16 protein-coding genes are annotated in these 18,539 nt (G+C 74.3%); 10 read left to right on the top strand and 6 right to left on the bottom strand.

Annotated features, from left to right (window positions below):
• From ACWENR_RS22830 to ACWENR_RS22805, 6 genes are all read right to left on the bottom strand, one after another.
• Positions 1-798: DUF6807 domain-containing protein (locus ACWENR_RS22830; RefSeq protein WP_452279012.1), on the bottom strand; the 798-nt coding region annotated here is incomplete at its 3' end.
• A complete protein-coding gene (locus tag ACWENR_RS22825) occupies positions 795-1,487 on the bottom strand; it encodes a hypothetical protein (RefSeq protein ID WP_452279011.1) in 693 nt (230 codons plus the stop codon). The genes ACWENR_RS22830 and ACWENR_RS22825, both read right to left, overlap by 4 nt.
• Positions 1,484-2,371: a carbohydrate ABC transporter permease gene (locus ACWENR_RS22820; RefSeq protein WP_452279010.1), complete on the bottom strand. Its 888-nt coding sequence runs from the start codon at positions 2,369-2,371 to the stop codon at positions 1,484-1,486. The genes ACWENR_RS22825 and ACWENR_RS22820 overlap by 4 nt, the downstream gene beginning before the upstream one ends.
• A complete protein-coding gene (locus tag ACWENR_RS22815) occupies positions 2,368-3,348 on the bottom strand; it encodes a carbohydrate ABC transporter permease (RefSeq protein ID WP_452279009.1) in 981 nt (326 codons plus the stop codon). The genes ACWENR_RS22820 and ACWENR_RS22815 overlap by 4 nt, the downstream gene beginning before the upstream one ends.
• Positions 3,349-3,378: 30 nt before the next feature.
• The gene (locus ACWENR_RS22810; protein ID WP_452279008.1) at positions 3,379-4,725 is read right to left on the bottom strand and encodes an ABC transporter substrate-binding protein; all 1,347 of its coding nucleotides are present in this window, start codon (positions 4,723-4,725) and stop codon (positions 3,379-3,381) included.
• 19 nt (positions 4,726-4,744) lie between these two features.
• Complete coding sequence (locus ACWENR_RS22805; protein ID WP_452279007.1) at positions 4,745-5,875, bottom strand: LacI family DNA-binding transcriptional regulator; 1,131 nt, start codon at positions 5,873-5,875, stop codon at positions 4,745-4,747.
• A gap of 238 nt (positions 5,876-6,113) precedes the next feature.
• On the opposite strand from ACWENR_RS22805, the gene ACWENR_RS22800 reads away from it, so the two are divergent.
• From ACWENR_RS22800 to ACWENR_RS22755, 10 genes are all read left to right on the top strand, one after another.
• Entirely contained in the window at positions 6,114-7,442 is a 1,329-nt protein-coding gene (locus tag ACWENR_RS22800; RefSeq protein WP_452279006.1) for a Gfo/Idh/MocA family protein, read from the top strand.
• Between the two features lie 30 nt (positions 7,443-7,472).
• Positions 7,473-8,897 carry a glucuronate isomerase gene (gene uxaC / locus ACWENR_RS22795; protein ID WP_452279005.1) on the top strand — a complete coding sequence of 475 codons (1,425 nt, stop codon included), beginning with the start codon at positions 7,473-7,475 and terminating at the stop codon, positions 8,895-8,897.
• A complete protein-coding gene (locus ACWENR_RS22790) occupies positions 8,894-10,198 on the top strand; it encodes an enolase C-terminal domain-like protein (protein ID WP_452279004.1) in 1,305 nt (434 codons plus the stop codon). Before uxaC ends, ACWENR_RS22790 begins: the two co-directional genes overlap by 4 nt.
• A complete protein-coding gene (locus ACWENR_RS22785) occupies positions 10,189-11,679 on the top strand; it encodes a mannitol dehydrogenase family protein (RefSeq protein ID WP_452279003.1) in 1,491 nt (496 codons plus the stop codon). Before ACWENR_RS22790 ends, ACWENR_RS22785 begins: the two co-directional genes overlap by 10 nt.
• Positions 11,680-11,867: 188 nt before the next feature.
• Positions 11,868-13,043 carry a Gfo/Idh/MocA family protein gene (locus ACWENR_RS22780; protein ID WP_452279002.1) on the top strand — a complete coding sequence of 392 codons (1,176 nt, stop codon included), beginning with the start codon at positions 11,868-11,870 and terminating at the stop codon, positions 13,041-13,043.
• A gap of 427 nt (positions 13,044-13,470) precedes the next feature.
• Positions 13,471-14,550 carry a pectate lyase gene (locus ACWENR_RS22775; protein WP_452279001.1) on the top strand — a complete coding sequence of 360 codons (1,080 nt, stop codon included), beginning with the start codon at positions 13,471-13,473 and terminating at the stop codon, positions 14,548-14,550.
• A gap of 174 nt (positions 14,551-14,724) precedes the next feature.
• The gene (locus ACWENR_RS22770; protein ID WP_452279000.1) at positions 14,725-16,167 is read left to right on the top strand and encodes a hypothetical protein; all 1,443 of its coding nucleotides are present in this window, start codon (positions 14,725-14,727) and stop codon (positions 16,165-16,167) included.
• 113 nt (positions 16,168-16,280) lie between these two features.
• Positions 16,281-17,006, top strand: coding sequence for a FadR/GntR family transcriptional regulator (locus ACWENR_RS22765; protein ID WP_452278999.1), 726 nt, complete (start codon positions 16,281-16,283; stop codon positions 17,004-17,006).
• Positions 17,003-17,854, top strand: a complete 852-nt coding sequence (locus tag ACWENR_RS22760) for a sterol desaturase family protein (protein ID WP_452278998.1) — start codon at positions 17,003-17,005, stop codon at positions 17,852-17,854. The genes ACWENR_RS22765 and ACWENR_RS22760 overlap by 4 nt, the downstream gene beginning before the upstream one ends.
• Positions 17,851-18,516, top strand: coding sequence for a lysoplasmalogenase (locus ACWENR_RS22755; protein ID WP_452278997.1), 666 nt, complete (start codon positions 17,851-17,853; stop codon positions 18,514-18,516). Before ACWENR_RS22760 ends, ACWENR_RS22755 begins: the two co-directional genes overlap by 4 nt.
• Positions 18,517-18,539 lie beyond the last annotated feature (23 nt).

Below are 18,539 nucleotides of genomic sequence, written 5' to 3'. Positions count from 1 at the left end.
GCCGTGGGCCACCACCCCCCGGTGCCGGCCGACGCGGGTGGCGCCGGCCGCGATCACCCGGGGGCGGTCGAAGGCGAACGCCACACAGATCCCCGGGTACATGGCGGTCCGCACGAACCACCGGTCGCCGGGCGCGAGCCCCGCCACGACGAGGGTGTACGCGGACCCGTCCGGCCCGGTGCCGGCGAAGGCCAGCCAGGGCTCGGCGCTGCCGTTGACCGCCTCCTCCCCCTCGGCGGCTGCGGTGCGTACCCGGGCCGGTGTCGCGCTGGACGCCCGCCAGAAGAATCCGCCGTAGCCGGCGCCGCCGGGCCGACCGTTGGTGGCGGGGCTGCCCAGGGCGACGTCCCGGTCGGCGGGGGCGGTCAGCGCGTAGCCGACGTCGAGGGCCCAGGCCCGCTCGTCGAGCCGGTGGGCGGTCAGCTCCCGGCGCTCGGTGAGCAGCACCGCCCCGGCGGGGTCGCGCCACTGGAGGTGGTGGGCGAGCCGGTGCGGCTCCCGGGTCTCCCACCGGGTGTGCGCGATCCGGCCGTGGTCGTCGCGCCAGGTGTAGCCGACGTCGCGGACGTAGGTGCGCCCGCCCCAGAGGTTGGTGCCGTCGACGTCCTGCACGGCCAGGGACGCGCCGAGGTGCCAGACGTGGTCGGCCGGGAACGCGTCGGTGACCACCGTGCCGGCCAGGGTGCGCACCGGGTGCAGGTACGGGCGGGGCCCGTGGCGGAAGTCGATCGCCGGGTCGACGACGTACCGGGCCACGGGCACCCCGTCCACACTGAGCCGGGGGTCGTCGCCGGTCACGACTGGCCCACCGGGGCGGGCGCGGTCCGTCGGGCGACGGCGTGCAGGGCGGCGACCGCGTACCCGGCGAGGATGGGCACCGCGGCCGGGGTGACCAGGACGGCGAGCAGCGCGGCGACGGCGCTGACCCCGCCGGCGGCGGCCCAGGTGCCGGGGTGGGCGCGGCAGACGTCGGCGGCGCGCCGCGCGGCCTCCCGCCAGCCCCGCCCGCCGGCGCGGCCGATGTGCACCACGACGAGCGCGGCGTACCCGGTCAGGGCGGCGGCGACCAGCGTGGTGACCAGCAGCAGGGGCGCGCCGCCGGGGACCCGTCCGGTGGCCAGCGCGGCGACGTCCAGGGCGAGCAGGGCGAGGGCGGCGACCGTCAGCAGGCTGACCCCGGCGCCCGCCGGCAGCGCCCGGCCGAACCGGGTCAGGTTCTGCCGGGCGGAGGGCCAGGACCCGTCGGCGTACCGGTCGTGCACCGCCGCGCTCGCGGCGGCGACGGCCGCCGCCGCGGTGAGCACCGGCAGCGCCGCCAGCGTCGTCACGATGCCGAGCAGCGCCAGGTCCGTGGCGTCGGTGAGCACGTCCCGCCAGTCGCGGCGGGCCGGCGCGGCGTCCGGGCCCGGTGTGGCGTGTCGGCCCTGCCCGCCGTCCTGGCCCTGCCCGCCGTTCCGGTGCGGCCCGGAGGCCCGGTGCGGCGTCATCCCTTGAGCCCGCTGGTGTTGATGCCCTCGACCAGCATCCGCTGGAAGGCCACGAAGAACAGGAAGACCGGCAGCAGGGAGAGCACCGACATGGCGAACATCGGGCCGACGGCGCTCTGGCTGGTCGAGTCGATGAACAGGGTCAGCGCCACCGGCACGGTGTAGTCCTCGAGGTCGGAGAGGAAGACGAGCTGGCGGAAGAAGTCGTTCCAGGTCCAGATGAACGAGAAGATCGCCGTGGTGACCAGGGCGGGCCGGCTCAGCGGCAGGATGACGTGGCGGAAGATCCCGAATGCGTTCGCGCCGTCGATCTTGGCGGCCTCGTCGAGTTCGCGCGGGATGCCCCGCATGAACTGCACCATCAGGAAGACGAAGAACGCCTCGGTGGCCAGGAACTGCGGGATCAGCAGCGGCAGGTACGGCCACTCCCCGCCGACCAGGCCCAGGCTGCGGAAGAGGATGTACTGCGGCACGATCAGCACGTGGCCGGGGAGCAGCAGCGTCCCGATCATGACGGCGAACCAGACGCCGCGCAGCCGGAACCGCAGCCGGGCGAAGGCGTACGCGGCGAGCAGGCAGGAGACCGCGTTGCCGACGACGGTGAGCAGGCTGACCATGGCGCTGTTGAGGAAGAACCGGCCGAAGCTGAGGTCGAAGTTGGTCCACCCGTCGGCGTAGTTGCCGGGGGTGAACTCCCTCGGCAGCAGGCCGACGTTGTTGACGATCTCCTCCTGGCTCTTGAGCGACGTACCGATCATCCAGAACAGCGGGTAGAGCACGAGCGCGACGATCGCGACCAGGACGAGCAGGCGCAGGGCCTGCCCGCCGGCGGCGCGGCGCGGGCCGCGCCGCGCGGTCGTCGCCGGGGCTGCCGTGGCGGTCACCGGTCCTCCCCGTCGGAGTAGTGGACCCAGAAGCGTCCGGTGCTGAAGAAGATGGCGGTGATGACGGCGATGGCGACCAGGAAGACCCAGGCCATCGCGGAGGCGTAGCCCATCTCCAGGTCGGTGAAGCCGGTGATGTAGAGGTTGAGCGTGTACATCAGGGTGGAGTCGACCGGGCCGCCGGTGCCGTTGCTGAGCACGAACGCGGCGGTGAAGCCCTGGAAGCCGTTGATGGTCTCCAGCACGAGGTTGAAGAAGATCACCGGTGAGAGCATGGGCAGGGTGATGTTGACGAACTGCCGCCACCTGCCGGCGCCGTCGACGGCGGCGGCCTCGTAGAGCTCGGTGGGCACCTGCTTGAGGCCCGCCAGGAAGATCACCATGGGCGCGCCGAACTGCCAGACGGCGAGCACCATCAGGGTCTCCAGCGCCCAGTCGGGGTCGTTGACCCACGGCCTGCCCTCGATGCCGAAGACGCTCAGCAGCGAGTTGAACGCGCCCTCGCGGTTGAACATGTTGACCCAGACGATGGCCAGCGCGACGCTGCCGCCGAGCAGCGACGGCAGGTAGAACAGGCCGCGGAACAGCCCGACGCCGCGCCAGGCGCGGTTGAGCAGCAGGGCCACCCCGAGCGCGGCGGCGAGCTTCAGCGGCACGGCGACCAGGGCGAAGGTGAGCGTCACCCGCACGGAGTGCCAGTAGGACGGGTCGGCCGTGAACATCCGCTCGTAGTTGGCGAGGCCGACCCACTCGACCTCCGAGAAGGGGGTGAGGATGTCGTAGTTGGTGAAGCTCAGGTAGAGCGACAGGAGCATGGGTATCGCCGTGACGGCCAGCAGGCCGAGCAGCCAGGGCGACAGGAAGACGTAGCCGGCCAGACCGTCACCGTGCCGGGACCGCCCGACCCCGCGCCTGCCGGCGGGGGTCGGGACGGGTCCGGTACGTCGGGTCGGTCCGGGCGCCGTGGTCAGGGCCACGAACCGGTTCCTCTCCGTAGCGTCTCGGGTTCAGGCGATGGCGGACTTGCAGGCGGCGACGAACTGCTCCGCCGCCTGGGCGGGGGTGACCCGGCCGTACTGGACGTTCTCCGCGGCCTTGATCAGCTCAGACTTGACCTTGCTGTGGCCCTTGATCGGCACCTGCGGCGATTCGCCGAACTTCTGCGCCAGGTCGGACTCCACCTGGATCGACTGCTTCATGGCCGGGTCGGTGACGTCGTCGCTGACCACGCGGCGCAGGTCGAGGTTGGACGGCAGGCCCCGGTCGGTGCCGAGGATCTTGACGGCCTCGGGGTCGTTGACCAGGAAGTCGATCACGTCGACCGCCACGTCCCGGTGCCTGCTGCCCTTGAACACCGACCAGTACATGGAGGCGCGGGCCCACTGGGCGCTCGGGTCGCCGGGGTACGCGACGACGCCCAGTTCGTCCTTGGTGTTCTTCTTCAGCTCCGGCATCTGGTTGACCCAGACCCAGCTGGTGCCGGCCTTGCCGGTGACCACCAGCTGCTTGGTGATGTCGGTGGCGTTGCCCTCGTGGATGACGTCGGGGGTCGGGGTGGCGCCCCGGTCCCGGGCGCCCTTCCACAGGTCGAACCACTTCGTCACGTCCTCGGCGGTGAAACCGAGTTCCTTGCCCTTGTAGAGGTCCCTGCCCTGCTGGCGCAGCCACACCCAGAACGCCTTGTAGTCGGCGCTCGGGTCCTGGGTGCCGGGCACCCTGGTCCTCTTCGCGACCTGCTCGGCCCAGGCGATGTGCTCCTCCCAGGTCATCCCGGTGGTCGGCTCGGGCAGGCCGTTCTTCGTCAGCAGCGTCCTGTTGTAGACCAGGCCCTGGGTGTTCTCCCCCGCCGCCACGCCGGCGAGCTTGCCGTCGACCACGCCGTACTGCCAGAGGCTCTTGGGGAACCTGGAGACGTCGAGGTCGCCGGAGTCCTTGTGGGAGGTCAGGTCGAGGGTGGTGCTGCGGGAGGCGTACTCGGCCAGGTAGTTGTCGTCGATCTGGAAGATGTCCGGCGGGTTGCCGCCGGCGGTGAGGGTCGCCAGCTTGTCGAAGTAGCCCTGGTTGGCCTGCCAGGTCTTCTCGAAGGTGACGTTGGGGTGCTTCTTCGTGTAGAGGGCGAGGGCCTCCTCGGTGAGCTTGGCCCGGGCCTCACCGCCCCACCAGAAGATCGACAGCTTGACCGGGGCGTTCGGGTCGGTGCTGGCCTCGTCGTCGCCGCAGCCGGCGGCGCCGAGGACCAGGGGCAGGGCGACGACCGCGGCGAGGAGGCCGCGGATCAGTCGCCGTCGGGGGACGGGGGTACGGTGAACGGGCACGGCCGGCGTACCAGCGGTGGGGGGCGTTGCGGGGTGCATGTGCGCTCACTCCTTGGCGTTAGGAGGCGACGACACCGCCGGTGGTCGTGGTCGGGCGACCCGGGCCCGCAAGGCGATGCGGGCCCGGGGTTACCGACCCGGCCTCGGGGCGGGGCCGACCGTCAGCCGGCACGGCTGCGGTCGAGTCGCGGATGACCAGTTCGGTCTGGAGCATTACCTGTGCGGTGGTACGACGGTCGTCGCTGGCGCCGCTCCGGCCGCCGCCGCGTGAACCGCGTGCGGCGACGGCGTCGTGTTGCAGGAGCATGTCGACGGCCGTCCGCCCGGCGGCCGCGGTCGGCGTGGCCACCGTCGTCAACTTGGGCCGGGTCAGCCGGCTCAGGGTGATGTCGTCGATGCCGACGACGCTGACGTCCTGGGGGACGCGCAGCCCGATGGCGTCGAGTTCCTCGATGAGGCCGATCGCCATCAGGTCGTTGTAGGCGAGGACCGCGGTGACCTCGCTGCGGCGGACCTGTTCGGCGAGGGCTCCGCCGCCGGTCTCGGTGGGCGGGTTGGGCCCGAGCACGGTGAGTTCGGCGTCGCCGGCGCGGGCCGCGGCGCCGGCCGCACGCCGGATCTCCCGGCTGGTCCACGAGCCGCGCGGCCCGCTGAGCAGCGCGACGCGGCGGTGGCCGAGGCCGGTCAGGTGCTCGACGGCGGCGCGGGCGCCCTGGCCCACGTCCATGGTGACGCAGGGCAGGCCGGCGACCTGGCGGTTTATCACCACCAGCGGCACCTCGCGGCTGAGCTGCTCGATGAGGCTGTTGCTCATCCGCGGGCTGCACAGCAGCACCCCGTCGACCTGCTTGGCGAGGGCGTGGACCAGCTCCTCCTCGGCCACCGGGTCCTCGTTGGTGTCGGCCACGAAGACGTGGTAGTCGCGCTGCCGCGCCTGGCTCTCGGCCGCCTTGATCAGCGGCGGGAAGAACGGGTTGGCGATGTCCGCGATGATCAGGCCGATGTTGTGCGTACGGCCGGTGATGAGGGCGCGGGCGGCGCGGTTGGGCCGATAGCCGAGCTCCTCGGCGCAGGCCAGCACCCGGCCGCGGGTCTCGGGGTTGACCAGGTGCGGGGCCGAGAACGTGCGGGAGACCGTGGAGATGTGCACGCCGGAGGCCCGGGCGACGTCTCGGATGGTGGCTGGCACGGCGGGCCCTTCGTCCAGTGTGGCTGGGGTCACGTCAGGTGCCGCCAATTAATGCAAACGGTTGCGCCGGTGTCAACGGTGGACGGTTACGGCTGCGTTTCGGCAGCGCTCCCAGCATGCCTCCAAATCGCCATCAAGGCGGATCTATGCCACGGCTTTGACGTCGATCGTTGACTGAGCGACGCGACCCGTGGTTATTTCGCTGCAAACCTTTGCAGCATTCGGGGAGGCGGTCGCCATGTCGTCCAGAGCCGGTCGCCGGGTCCGCCACGCCCTCGTGGGCACCGGGTCCCGGGCCGAGATGTTCGTCCGGTCGCTGGTGCGCGACCACGCCGACACGGCCGAGCTGGTCGCGTTCGCCGACGTCAACCAGGCCCGCATGGCCGCCCACAACCGGTGGCTCGGCGAGCTGGGCCACCCGCCGGTGCCGACGTACCGGGCCGGGGACCTGGCGGCGATGCTCGACCGGGAACGCGTGGACGTACTGGTGGTGACCAGCGTGGACGACACCCACGCCGCGCACGTCGACACGGCGCTGCGGGCCGGCTGCGACGTGATCACCGAGAAGCCGATGACCGTCGACGTGGCGGGCTGCCGGCGGATCCTGGACGCCGTCGCCGAGACCGGCCGGCAGGTCCGGGTCGCCTTCAACTACCGCTACAACCCGCTGCACGAGAGGCTGCGCGAGCTCATCGCCGAGGGCGCCGTCGGCGAGGTGGGCTCGGTGCACTTCGAGTGGCTGCTCGACGTGCGGCACGGCGCGGACTACTTCCGCCGCTGGCACCGCGACAAGGCGCACTCGGGCGGGCTGCTGGTGCACAAGGCCGGCCACCACTTCGACCTGGTCAACTGGTGGCTCGACGCCACCCCCGTCGAGGTGTACGCGGCCGGCCGGCTGTTCTTCTACGGCGAGGCCGGCCGCCGGCACGGCTACGCCCGCGACTACGACCGGGCGCACGGCTCCCCCGCCGCCGCCGACGACCCGTTCGCGCTGCGCCTCGACGCGCACCCGAAGCTGCGCGAGCTCTACCTCGACGCCGAGGCCGAGGACGGCTACCACCGCGACCGCAACGTCTTCGCCCCCGGCGTGACCATCGAGGACGACATGGCGATGCTCGCCCGCTACTCCACCGGCGCGACGATGACCTACCACCTCACCGCGTACGCCCCCTACGAGGGCTACCGGGTGATGGTCAACGGCAGCCGGGGCCGCCTGGAGCTGGAGGTGGTGGAGAGCGACCACGTCAGCCCGGCCGCTGCCGGCGCGCTCAAGGGCGCCGCGCTGCACGGCGACGAGGCCGCCGTCGAGTCCGGCTCCGCCACGCTGACCCTGCGCCCGTACTGGGCGCCGCCGCGGGCCGTACCCGTGGCCGGGCGCACCCGGTCCGGGCACGGCGGCGCCGACGCCCGGATGACCCGGGTCCTCCTCGGCGGCGAGCCGGACCCCCTCGGGCACACGGCCACCGCCCGCGACGGCGCCCTCGCCCTGCTCACCGGGCTGGCCGCGAACCGTTCCCTCGCCACCGGCGCCCCGGTCCGGGTCGCCGACCTGCTCGACCTCCCCTGAGCCGCGAACACCCCCCGAGGAGCCCCATCCGTGCCCACGACCGACCTGCTCTTCCCCGCCGACCCCGCGCAGCGCGCGGTGGCCCGCCGGCTGTACGCGCTGGCCGCGCCCCAGCCGATCATCTCCCCGCACGGGCACGTCGACCCGGCGATCCTGGCCGAGGACCGCCCCTTCCCCGACCCGGCGCGGCTGCTCATCGTGCCCGACCACTACCTCACCCGGATGCTGCTCAGCCAGGGCGTTCCCCCGGCCGACCTGGGGGTGCCCACGGTCGACGGCAGCCCCACGGAGACCGACGGCCGGGTCATCTGGCGGCGCTTCGCCGCGCACTGGCACCTGTTCCGCGGCACCCCGTCGCGGCTGTGGCTGGAGCAGACCTTCCGCGACGTGTTCGGGGTCCACACCCCGCTCTCGCCGGCCACCGCCGACGCCGTCTACGACGAGCTGGCGGCCCGCCTCGTCGAGCCGGAGTTCCGGCCCCGGGCGCTGTTCGAACGGTTCGGCATCGAGGTCCTCGCCACCACCGAGTCGCCGCTGGACGACCTCGGGCAGCACGCGAAGCTCGCCGCCGACGGCTGGGGCGGGCCGGGCGGTCGGGTGATCACCACGTTCCGCCCCGACAACGTGGCCGACATGGAGTTCGACGGCTGGGCCGGCAACGTCGCCCGGCTCGGCGAGATCGCCGGCGAGGACACCGGCACGTACGCCGGCTACCTGGCGGCGCTGCGCCGGCGGCGGGAGGCCTTCGTCGCGGCCGGGGCCACCTCGACCGACCACGGCCACCCCACCGCCCGCACCCTCGACCTGGGCGCGGACGAGGCGGCGCGGCTCTACGACCGGGGCCTGCGCGGGCTCGCCGACGCCGCCGACGCGGAGGCGTTCCGGGCGCACATGCTGCTGGAGTTCGCCCGGATGTCGCTGGACGACGGCCTCGTCATGCAGCTGCACCCGGGCGCGGTACGCAACCACAACCGCCAGCTCTACGCGCGCCACGGCCGCGACGTCGGCGGCGACCTGCCGCAGGCCACCGAGTACCTGCACGCGTTGACCCCGCTGCTGGACGCGTACGGCAACGACCCCCGGCTACGCGTGGTGCTCTACACCCTCGACGAGTACACCTTCACCCGGGAACTCGCGCCGCTGGCGGGCGGGTACGCCGCCCTCTACCTGGGCGCGCCCTGGTGGTTCCTGGACTCGCCGGAGGTGCTGCGCCGGTTCCGGGAGTCCGTCACCGAGTCGGCGGGCTTCTACAACACCGCCGGGTTCGTCGACGACACCCGCGCGTTCTGCTCCATCCCCGTACGCCACGACGTGGCCCGCCGGGTCGACGCCGCCTACCTGGCCCGGCTGGTCACCGAGCACCGCCTCGGCGAGGACGAGGCCGCCGAGACCGTCGTCGACCTGGCGTACCGGCTGCCGAAGAAGGTCTTCAAGATCGGAGAGAGCCTGCTGTGAGTGTCACCGTCACCGCCGTCGACGTGCACGACGTACGGTTCCCGACCGCCGCCGCCGGCGACGGCTCGGACGCGATCAACCGGGGCGACTACTCGGCCAGCTACGTCGAGCTGCGCACCGACGCCGGCGTCACCGGGGCCGGGTTCACCTTCACCAACGGCCGCGGCAACGAGCTGACCTGCGCCGCGATCCGCGCCCTCGCCCACCACGTGACCGGCCGCACCGTCGAGGAGATCTTCGCCGACCCGGTGGCGTTCTGGCGCTCGCTCAGCGCCGACGTGCAGCTGCGCTGGCTGGGCCCGGAGAAGGGGGTCATCCACATGGCCACCGGCGCGCTGGTCAACGCGGTCTGGGACCTGCGGGCCAAGCTGGCCGGCAAGCCGATGTGGCAACTGCTCGCCGAGCTGCCCACCGAGGAGCTGGTGGCCAGCGTCGACTTCCACCACATCACCGACGCCATCACCCCCGGCGAGGCGACGGCCATCCTCGACAAGGGGCTGGTCGGGCTCGACGAGCGCCGCGCCGCGCTGGCCCGCGACGGCTTCCCCTCGTACACCACCTCGGTGGGGTGGCTGGGCTACCCCGACGACAAGGTCCGGGCGCTGACCCGGCAGGCGTACGCGCAGGGGTGGCGGGCGATGAAGATGAAGGTCGGCGGCCCGCCCGCCGACGACCTGCGCCGGGCACGGATCATCCGGGCCGAGATCGGGCCGGACGCGCTGCTGATGATGGACGCCAACCAGGTGTGGGACGTCGACGAGGCGATCACCAACATGGCGGCGCTGGCGGAGGTGGACCCGTACTGGATCGAGGAGCCGACGCACGCCGACGACATCCTCGGCCACGCCCGCATCGCCCGGGCCGTGACCGGGCTGACCGGTGGGCGGTGCCGGGTCGCCACCGGCGAGGTGGCCGCCAACCGGGTCGTCTTCAAGCAGCTGCTCCAGGCCGAGGCGATCGGCGTGATGCAGATCGACGCCTGCCGGGTCGGCGGCGTCAACGAGGTCCTCGCCGAGATCCTGCTGGCGGCGAAGTTCGGGGTGCCGATCTGCCCGCACGCCGGCGGCGTGGGCCTGTGCGAGTACGTGCAGCACCTCGCCGTCTTCGACTACCTGCGCGTCGGCACCAGCCTCGACGGCCGGATGGTCGAGTACGTCGACCACCTGCACGAGCACTTCGTCGACCCGGTGCGCACCCGTGGGGGCCGCTACCTGCTGCCGGAGGCACCCGGCTACAGCTCCACCATCAGGCCGGAGTCGATCGCCGAGTTCCGCTTCCCGGACGGGCCGGCGTGGCGGTGAGCGTGGGCGCCGGCCGGCTCGGCCTCGGGACGCTGCGCCGGCTGCCGACCGACAGCCGCCCGCTGCTGCGCCCCGGCACCGTGCCGGCCGGGATCGTCCACCTCGGGCTGGGCGCGTTCCACCGCGCCCACCAGGCCGTCTACACCGAGGAGGCGGTGGCGCGGGCCGGCGGCGACTGGGGCATCGTCGGCGTCGCGCCGCGCAGCCCGGACGTGGTGGCGGCGCTGGCCGCGCAGGACAACCTGTTCAGCGTCACCACCACCAGCGCGCGGGGGCGCCACACCCGGGTCGTCGGCGCGCTGGCCGGCACGCGGCACGCCGCCGCCGACCCGGCCGCCGTGGTGGCGCTGCTGGCCGACCCGGCGATCCGGGTGGTCACCCTGACCATCACCGAGAAGGCGTACCAGCTCGATCCGGTGACCGGACGGCTGCGGCCCGACCCGCAGGTCGCCGCCGACCTGTGCACCGACCGGCCGCCGGTCACCGTGCCGGGCCTGCTGCTGCGCGGGCTGCTCGCCCGCGCCGCCGCGCAGGGCCCGCCGCTGGCCCTGGTCAGCTGCGACAACCTGCCCGCGAACGGCCGCCGGCTGCGCGGCCTGGTCGAGCAGTCGCTGGCGTACGCGGGGGCGCCCGAGCCGCTGGCCGACCGGGTACGCGGGGGCGTCAGCTTCCCCGGCACGATGGTGGACCGGATCGTGCCGGCCAGCACGGCGCAGACCCTCGCCGACGCCGAACGCGCGCTGGGGGTCGTCGACCTGGCGGCCGTGGTCGCCGAGCCGTACCGGCAGTGGGTCGTGGAGGACGACTTCCCGGGCGGCCGGCCCGACTGGGAGCGGGCCGGCGCGGTGCTCACCGACGACGCGGGCCCCTGGGAGCGGCTGAAGCTGCGCGCCCTCAACGGGGTGCACTCGGCCGCCGCGTACCTGGGGGCCGTCGCGGGTCGGGAGACGATCGCCGACGCGCTGGCCGTGCCGCACCTGACGACGGTGCTGCGCCGGCTGGTCGCCGAGGACGTGGCCGCCAGCTTCGACCCGCCCGAGGGCGTCTCGGTCGTCGCGTACGGCGAGGAGGTGCTGGCCCGGTTCGCCAACCCGGCGATCCACCACCGCACCCTCCAGGTGGCGACGGACGGCTCGCAGAAGCTGCCGCAGCGGGTGCTGCACACGATCGCCGACCTGCGGGCCGCCGGGCGCCCGGCGCGCTGGGCGACGCTGGTGGTGGCCGCCTGGCTGCGCTTCGCGCTCGGGCACGCCGACGACGGCACCCCGCTGCCGCTGGCCGACCCGCTCGCCGAGAAGATCCGCGCGGCGCTCGCCGCCGCCCCACGGACCCCGGCGGGGACCGTCGACGCGGTGTTCGCGCTGCGCGAGGTCTTTCCCGCCGAGGTGGCCGAGGACGACGAGATCCGCGCGGAGGTGACCGGCTGGCTGGCCGCGCTGGAGCACCACGGGGTCGCCGCGACGCTGGCCGGTGCCCGGTGACGGCCGGCGCGGAGCGTGCCTCCCACGCGACCACAACCGGCGCGGGACGCGCGACCCCGGGCGCGGAGCGGGAGACGTACGCGGCGGGGGCCGGCGCGGGACGAAAGACGCGCGGGACGGAGACCGGCGCGGGATGCGCGGCTCCCGGCGCGGGACGGCGGACGCGCGCGGCGGGGGGCGTGCCGAGGGTGGCGATCGTCGGGGCCAACGGGCACGGGCGGTGGCACCGGCGGGTCGTCGCCCCGCTGCACGCCGCCGGGCGGCTGCGGCTGGTCGCCCTGGTGGACGTACGCCCGGTCGAGGACGACCCGGCGGCGCCGGTGCCGGACGGCACGCTTGTCGGCACCGACCACCGGGAGATGCTGCGGGCGGCCCGGCCGGACGTGGTGGTGGTCTGCACCCCGCCGCACACCCACCTGCCGATCGCCCTGGACTGCCTCGCCGCCGGCGCCGACCTGCTGCTGGAGAAGCCCCCGGTGCTGTCCACCGCCGAGCACCGGGAGCTGGCCGCCGCCCTCGCGGCGACGGGCCGGGCGTGCCAGGTCGGCTTCCAGGCGCTCGGCTCGGCGGCGCTGGCCCGGCTGACCGACGCGGTCCGGGCCGGGCGGCTCGGCGACGTCACCGGCATCGCGACGGTGGCGGCCTGGCAGCGCCCCGACGGCTACTACGCGCGGGCGCCCTGGGCCGGGCGGCGGACGCTGCACGGCCGGCCGGTGCTCGACGGCGCCCTGGCCAACCCGCTGGCGCACGCGGTCATGCAGTGCCTGGCGGTGGCCGAGGCGGCGGCCGGGGACGGACCGGTGCGGCCGGTGCGCGTCGAGGTGGAGCGCTACCGGGTCCGGCCGATCGAGGTGGACGACACGGCGACCCTGCGGGTGCTGTCCCGCTCGGGGCCGCCGGTCGTCGCGGCGGTGACCCTGGCCGGCGAGGACTTCGTCGCCGGCGAGGTGATCGTGACCGGCACCGCCGGCCGCGCCGTGCTGGAGTACCCGACCGACCGGCTGCTGTTGCCCGGCGACGCCGGCCCGCGCGAGGTGCCGGGCCGGCGCGGGCTGCTGGAGAACCTCCTCGCCCACCGGGCCGACCCGGCGGGCGTGCCGCTGATCGCGCCGCTGGCCCGCACGGCGCCGTTCACGGCGGTGCTGGAGGCGGTCACCGCCGCGCCGGAGCCGACGCCGCTCGGCGGGGATCTCGTCACCGCCACCGGCACCGGCGCGGAGCGGGTGCTGACCGTGCGCGGCGTCAACCGGCTGCTGCGCCGGGCCGCCGACGAGGGTGCGCTGCTGTCGGAGCTGGGGGTGCCCTGGGCGACGCGACCGTACCGCCGGGACCTGGAGCGGGCGGAAGGGACCGCGAGCGACTGACCGACCGCGCGACCGGACCCGACCTCGCGCGCCGGTCGTCGGGCACCGGCCCCTGATCGCGGAGGTCCGGGCGACCCTCCACCCGGGAATCCTGCAACAGACCTGCACACGGGCGGCATTGACCCTCGTCTTTCCCGGGCCATAGTCTGACTACGCGGGCAAGCGCTTTCCACGCCATCGGAACAGCCCCGCCGCGCCACGTCGGACCCCGGGCGTCCGGCGCGCCGGCCGGCGGGCACCGGCCCCGGTCACATCCGTCCCGGCCCTCGTTCGGGCCGACCGGCCGCGGGCCCTCACACCGAACCCCCTCCGAGGAGAAGCATCGTGCAACTGACACGTACCCCCAGACGGGCGCTGGCGGTGGCCGTCACCGCCGGGGCGACCGCGCTCGCACTGGCCGCTGTCGTTCGCCTCGTCGAGCAGCCTGGTGGGGCTGACCGCCCGGGCCTCCAGCAGCACGAAGATGTACCGCCTGGCCCTGCTCGGCTCCGGCCGGGCCGAGTTGCAGGCGGTCAACGGCAGCCAGATCGCCACGATCGGCTCCGCGTCGCTGGGGGCCGCCGCCGGCTCCTGGTACACGCTGCGGATCGAGACCGCCGGCAGCACCGTCCGCGGATTCGTCAACGGCACGCAGATCGGCTCCGGCACGTCCGGCCTGGTCGCCGCCGGACGGATCGGGCTGGTCACGGCGTACGCCACCGGCAGCTTCGACGACGTGGCCGTGGACTCGTCGGGCGGGTCCACCCCGACCACCCCGCCGTCGACCACCGCACCCCCGACCACCGCTCCCCCGACCACGCCCCCGCCGACCACATTCCCGCCGACCACTCCGCCGCCGGCGAACTGGCCCACGCCCACCGGCCAGGTCAAGGTCGACGCCACCATCGACGTCCCGACCAGCCTCGACGGCGGGCTCAAGCGCTACTACGGCATCGGCGACGGCGGGCAGGGCGAGAGCCAGGACCCGATGTTCGTGCTCGCGCCCGGGGCCACCCTGCGCAACGTGATCATCGGGGCGCCGGCCGGCGACGGCGTGCACTGCGAGGGCAACTGCACGCTGGTCAACGTGTGGTGGGAGGACGTCGGCGAGGACGCCGCCACCTTCCGCGGCGGCAGCACGTACACGGTGGACGGCGACGGGGCCCGCTCGGCCAGCGACAAGGTGTTCCAGCACAACGGGCCGGGCACCGTCCACATCCGCAACTTCCGGGTGGAGAGCTCGGGCAAGCTCTACCGGGCCTGCGGCAACTGCTCCACCTCCTACCAGCGGCACGTGGTGATGGACAACGTCACCGCCACCTCGACAAAGGTGCTGGCCGGCATCAACACCAACTGGGGCGACACGGCCCGGTTCAGCCGGATCACCATCCTCAACGACCCGGACCGCACGACCCGGATCTGCGTGAAGTACAAGGGCGTGCCGAAGGGCAGCGAGCCGACCGAGATCGGCGAGGGCGCGGACGGCGTGAACTGCCTCTACTCCCCCTCGGACATCACCTGGCGGTAGCCCTGCCCGAAGGCGGTGGCCCCGCCGACGGCGTACCGGCCGTCGACGGGGCCACCGTGCGGGGTCACCCGTCCCGCGCGCCGCGCGACGGCGGCGGTAGCGTGGCGCCACACCACGGCCGGTGGGGCGGACTCCCCGCCGGCGTGGCGCTCGCGATCGTACGGAGGAGGGTGCATGTCCCACGGCGAGGAGCCGTTCGCGGCGCGCGAGGACGCGACCTCGCGGCCCAGCTTCGACCTGACGCTGCGCGGCTACGACAAACGGCAGGTCGACCGGTACGTCGAACGCGTCGACGGCGAGCTGTCGGCTCTGGCCGCCGAGCGGGAACGGGCCTCGGGGCAGGTGCGGGACCTGACCGCCGAGCTGCACCGGCTGCGGGCGGAGGTGACCGAGCTGCGCGAGCGGCCGGCCCAGCCGGACCGGGCGTCCTTCCGGGACCTCGGCCCGATGGTCGACCAGATCCTGGCCCTGGCGGAGAAGCAGGCCGGCGTCATCACCGACGCCGCCGACCAGCGCGCCGCCGAGCTGCACGCCGAGGCGGAGCAGGCGCTCGCCCAGGCCCGGGAACAGGCGACGACGACGCTGCGCGAGCTGGCGGAGGAGACGGCGGCCCGGCGGGCCGAGGACGAACGCGAGCACGAGGAGCGCCGCGCCAACGCCCAGGCCGAGCTGACCCGGATCCGGGAGGCGGCGGAGCGGCTGCGGGCCGCCGGCGAGGCGGCGCACGACCACGCCCTCCAGGAGGCCAGGCGGATCGACGAGCAGAGCACCCAGCAGCTCGAACAGGCCCGCGCCGAGGCCGAGGCGTTCCTGACCTCGGCCCGCGCCCAGATCCAGCAGGAGGTGCAGGCGGCGCGCGCCAAGACCCAGCAGGAGCTGGGCCAGTGGCAGGCCGGCGTGGAGCGGGAGATCAACGAGCGGCGCTCCGCCGCCGAGCAGGAGATCACCGAGCAGTTCGCGGCGGCCGAGCGGGAGCTGGCCGGCCAGCGCGCGGCGGCGGAGCAGGAGATCGCGACGCTGATCGCCGAGGCGCAGCAGTACGCGGCCAAGGTCCGCCAGCACGCCGACGAGCAGGCCGCGACGCACCAGCAGCAGCTCGTCGCCGCGCAGCAGGGCATCCGGGACCGCCGGGAGGCGCTGGGCCGGTTGCAGGCCGAGCTGGACGCGGCGCAGCAGCAGCTCGCCCAGGCGCGGCAGGAGAGCGACGGCGCCGAGCGCGAGTTCGCCGAGCTCCAGCAGCGTCTCGTCGAGACCCGGCAGGAACTGGCCGACGAGCTGCGCCGGCTCGACGAGGCGCGACGGGCGGCGGACTCCGCCGAGCAGCACGCCAAGGAGGTCCGCGCCCGGGTGAAGCGGGAGGCGAAGCGGGTGGCGGACCTGGCCGCCGCGGCGGTCATGGCCGCCGCCACGGGCGGCGCGGAGACGGCCGAGTACCCGCAGGTCGCCGCCCGGCCGCGCGTCGACCGGCCGGCGCCGGCCGTCGCCACGGTGGCGGACGACGCCGGCGACGCGGCGACCGGGGCCGACGACGCGCCGGGGGCCTCGGCCGACGACGGGCGGGAGCCGGCCCGCGCCACGGCGCAGCCCCTGGCGGACCCGGTGGTGGCGGCCGGCTGACCCGTCTGCCCGCGGAGCGGGCGAGCACGTCGCGGTCCAGGCCGCGCACGTGCTGCGGGCGCACTGGTCCAACCAGTTGACGGGTTGATGTGTGCTGCGCCACACTCCTCGGCATGGACTTCGCCCCCGTCCCCCGCTCCTCGGTCTCCGACCACGTCTTCGGCCAGATCCGCGACGCCGTCGTCCGCGGCTCCTACCGCCCCGACGAGGCGCTGCCCGGCGAGCGGGAGCTGGCCGCCACCTTCGGAGTCAACCGGCACGCCGTCCGCGAGGCCCTGCGCCGGTTGCAGCAGCTCGGCCTCGTCCGGGTCAGCCAGGGCGGCGCCACCCGGGTGCTGGACTGGCGGGTGCACGCCGGGCTCGACCTCGCCCTCTCCCTCACCCGCTCCCACGACGCCCTGCCGGTGGACACGCTGGTGCGGGACATGCTGGAGATGCGGGCCTGCATCGGCGTCGACGCGGCCCGGCTCTGCGCCGAGCGCGGCGACCCGGCGACCCGGGCGGCGATCCTGCGGGCCGTCGAGGAGTACGCGGGGCTCGCGCCGGACCTGACCGGGATGGGCGAGGCCACCATCATGCTCTGGCGGCACGTCGTCGCCGGCTCCGGCAACACCGCCTACCTGCTGGCCTTCAACAGCCTGGTGGCCGGCGCGCTCGCCGTCGGCGAGGTCCCGCCGGAGCGGCGCGCGGCGGAGCTGCTCGACGTCGCGGGCCACCGCCGGCTCGCCGACGCGATCGTCACCGGCCGCGCCTCCGACGCCGCCCGGGAGGCGCACGCCCTGCTCACCGCCCCCCTCACCACCCTCACCACACCGCCGAGAAGGGAAGCCCGGGCATGATCCCCGCCGTGCTCTACGCCGTACCGGCGTTCCTGCTCCTCATCGCCGTCGAGGCGCTGTCCTACCGGTTCGCCCCCGACGACGACGAACGCGGTTACGAGCTGCGCGACACCGCCACCAGCCTGACCATGGGTGCCGGCAGCCAGGTCATCGGCGTGCCGTGGAAGCTGCTGACGATCGGCCTGTACGCCGCCGCGTACACGGTCGCGCCGGTGCAGCTCTCGCCCACCAGCGTCTGGACCTGGGTCCTGCTGTTCTTCGCCGACGACCTGGCCTACTACTGGTTCCACCGCTCCCACCACGAGGTGCGGCTGCTCTGGGCCGGGCACGTCGTGCACCACTCCAGCGTGTTCTTCAACCTCTCCACGGCGCTGCGGCAGAGCTGGACGCCGATGACGTCGGTGCCGTTCTGGCTCGGCCTGGCGCTGCTCGGCATCCCGCCGTGGATGATCTTCCTCCAGCAGTCGGTCAGCCTGCTGTACCAGTTCTTCCTGCACACCGAGCGGGTCACCGTGCTGCCCCGGCCCATCGAGTGGATCTTCAACACGCCGTCGCACCACCGGGTCCACCACGGCGCCAACGCCGAATACCTCGACCGCAACTACGGCGGCATCCTCATCGTCTGGGACCGGCTGTTCGGCACCTTCGAGCCCGAGCGCGCCGCCGTCCGATACGGGCTGACGAAGAACATCGACACCTACAACCCGCTGCGCGTGGCGACCCACGAGTACCGGGCGATCTGGGCCGACGCCCGGGCCGCCTCGTCCTGGCGGCACCGCCTCGGCTACGTGCTCGGCCGACCGGGCTGGCAGCCCGCCCCCCACGCGCAGCCGGTCGTCGCCCGATGAGGCGCCTCTGGCCGTTCGGCGTCGTGGCCGCCGTCGAGCTGGTCGGCGTCGCGACCGACCTGAGCGTCCTGCAGTGGCTGGCCAAGCCCCTGCTCGCGCCGCTGCTGCTGGCGTACCTGCTGCGGGTGCGCCGCCGCGTCGACGGCGTCGCCGTCGGGCTGGTCTTCGCCACCGGCGGCGACATCGCGCTGCTGCTCTCCGGGGACACTGCCTTCCTCGTCGGCATGGGCTGCTTCCTCGTCACCCAGACCGCCTTCCTGGCCGCCTTCCTGCGCCACCGCCGGCCGCCGGCCGTCGGCCTGATCATCTACCTTGCCCTGTGGGCGGTGGTGAACCTGCTGCTGTGGCAGGCCCTCGGTCCGCTACGGCTGCCGGTCCTTGGCTACAGCCTCGCCCTGAGCCTGATGGCCGCCGCCGCGAACGGCGTCTCCCGACGGGTGGCCCTGGGCGGGGGCCTGTTCCTCTTCTCCGACCTGCTGATCGGCCTGGACGCCGTGGACGTGCGGATCCCCGGCCACGGCCTGGCGGTGATGATCACCTACATCGCGGCCCTGCTGCTCATCACCACCGGGTGGGTCCGGGCCACCGGCCGCGCCCCGGGCGTCACCGGCGGCGGCGACCCCGCCCGCTTCCCCGGGCCGGTGCCGGGCAACGCCCGGTAGCCGACGACCCTCCGCGCCCGCCG

This window comes from Micromonospora sp. NPDC004336 (genome assembly GCF_053602615.1).
This window is presented reverse-complemented; position numbering and strand designations above follow the sequence as displayed.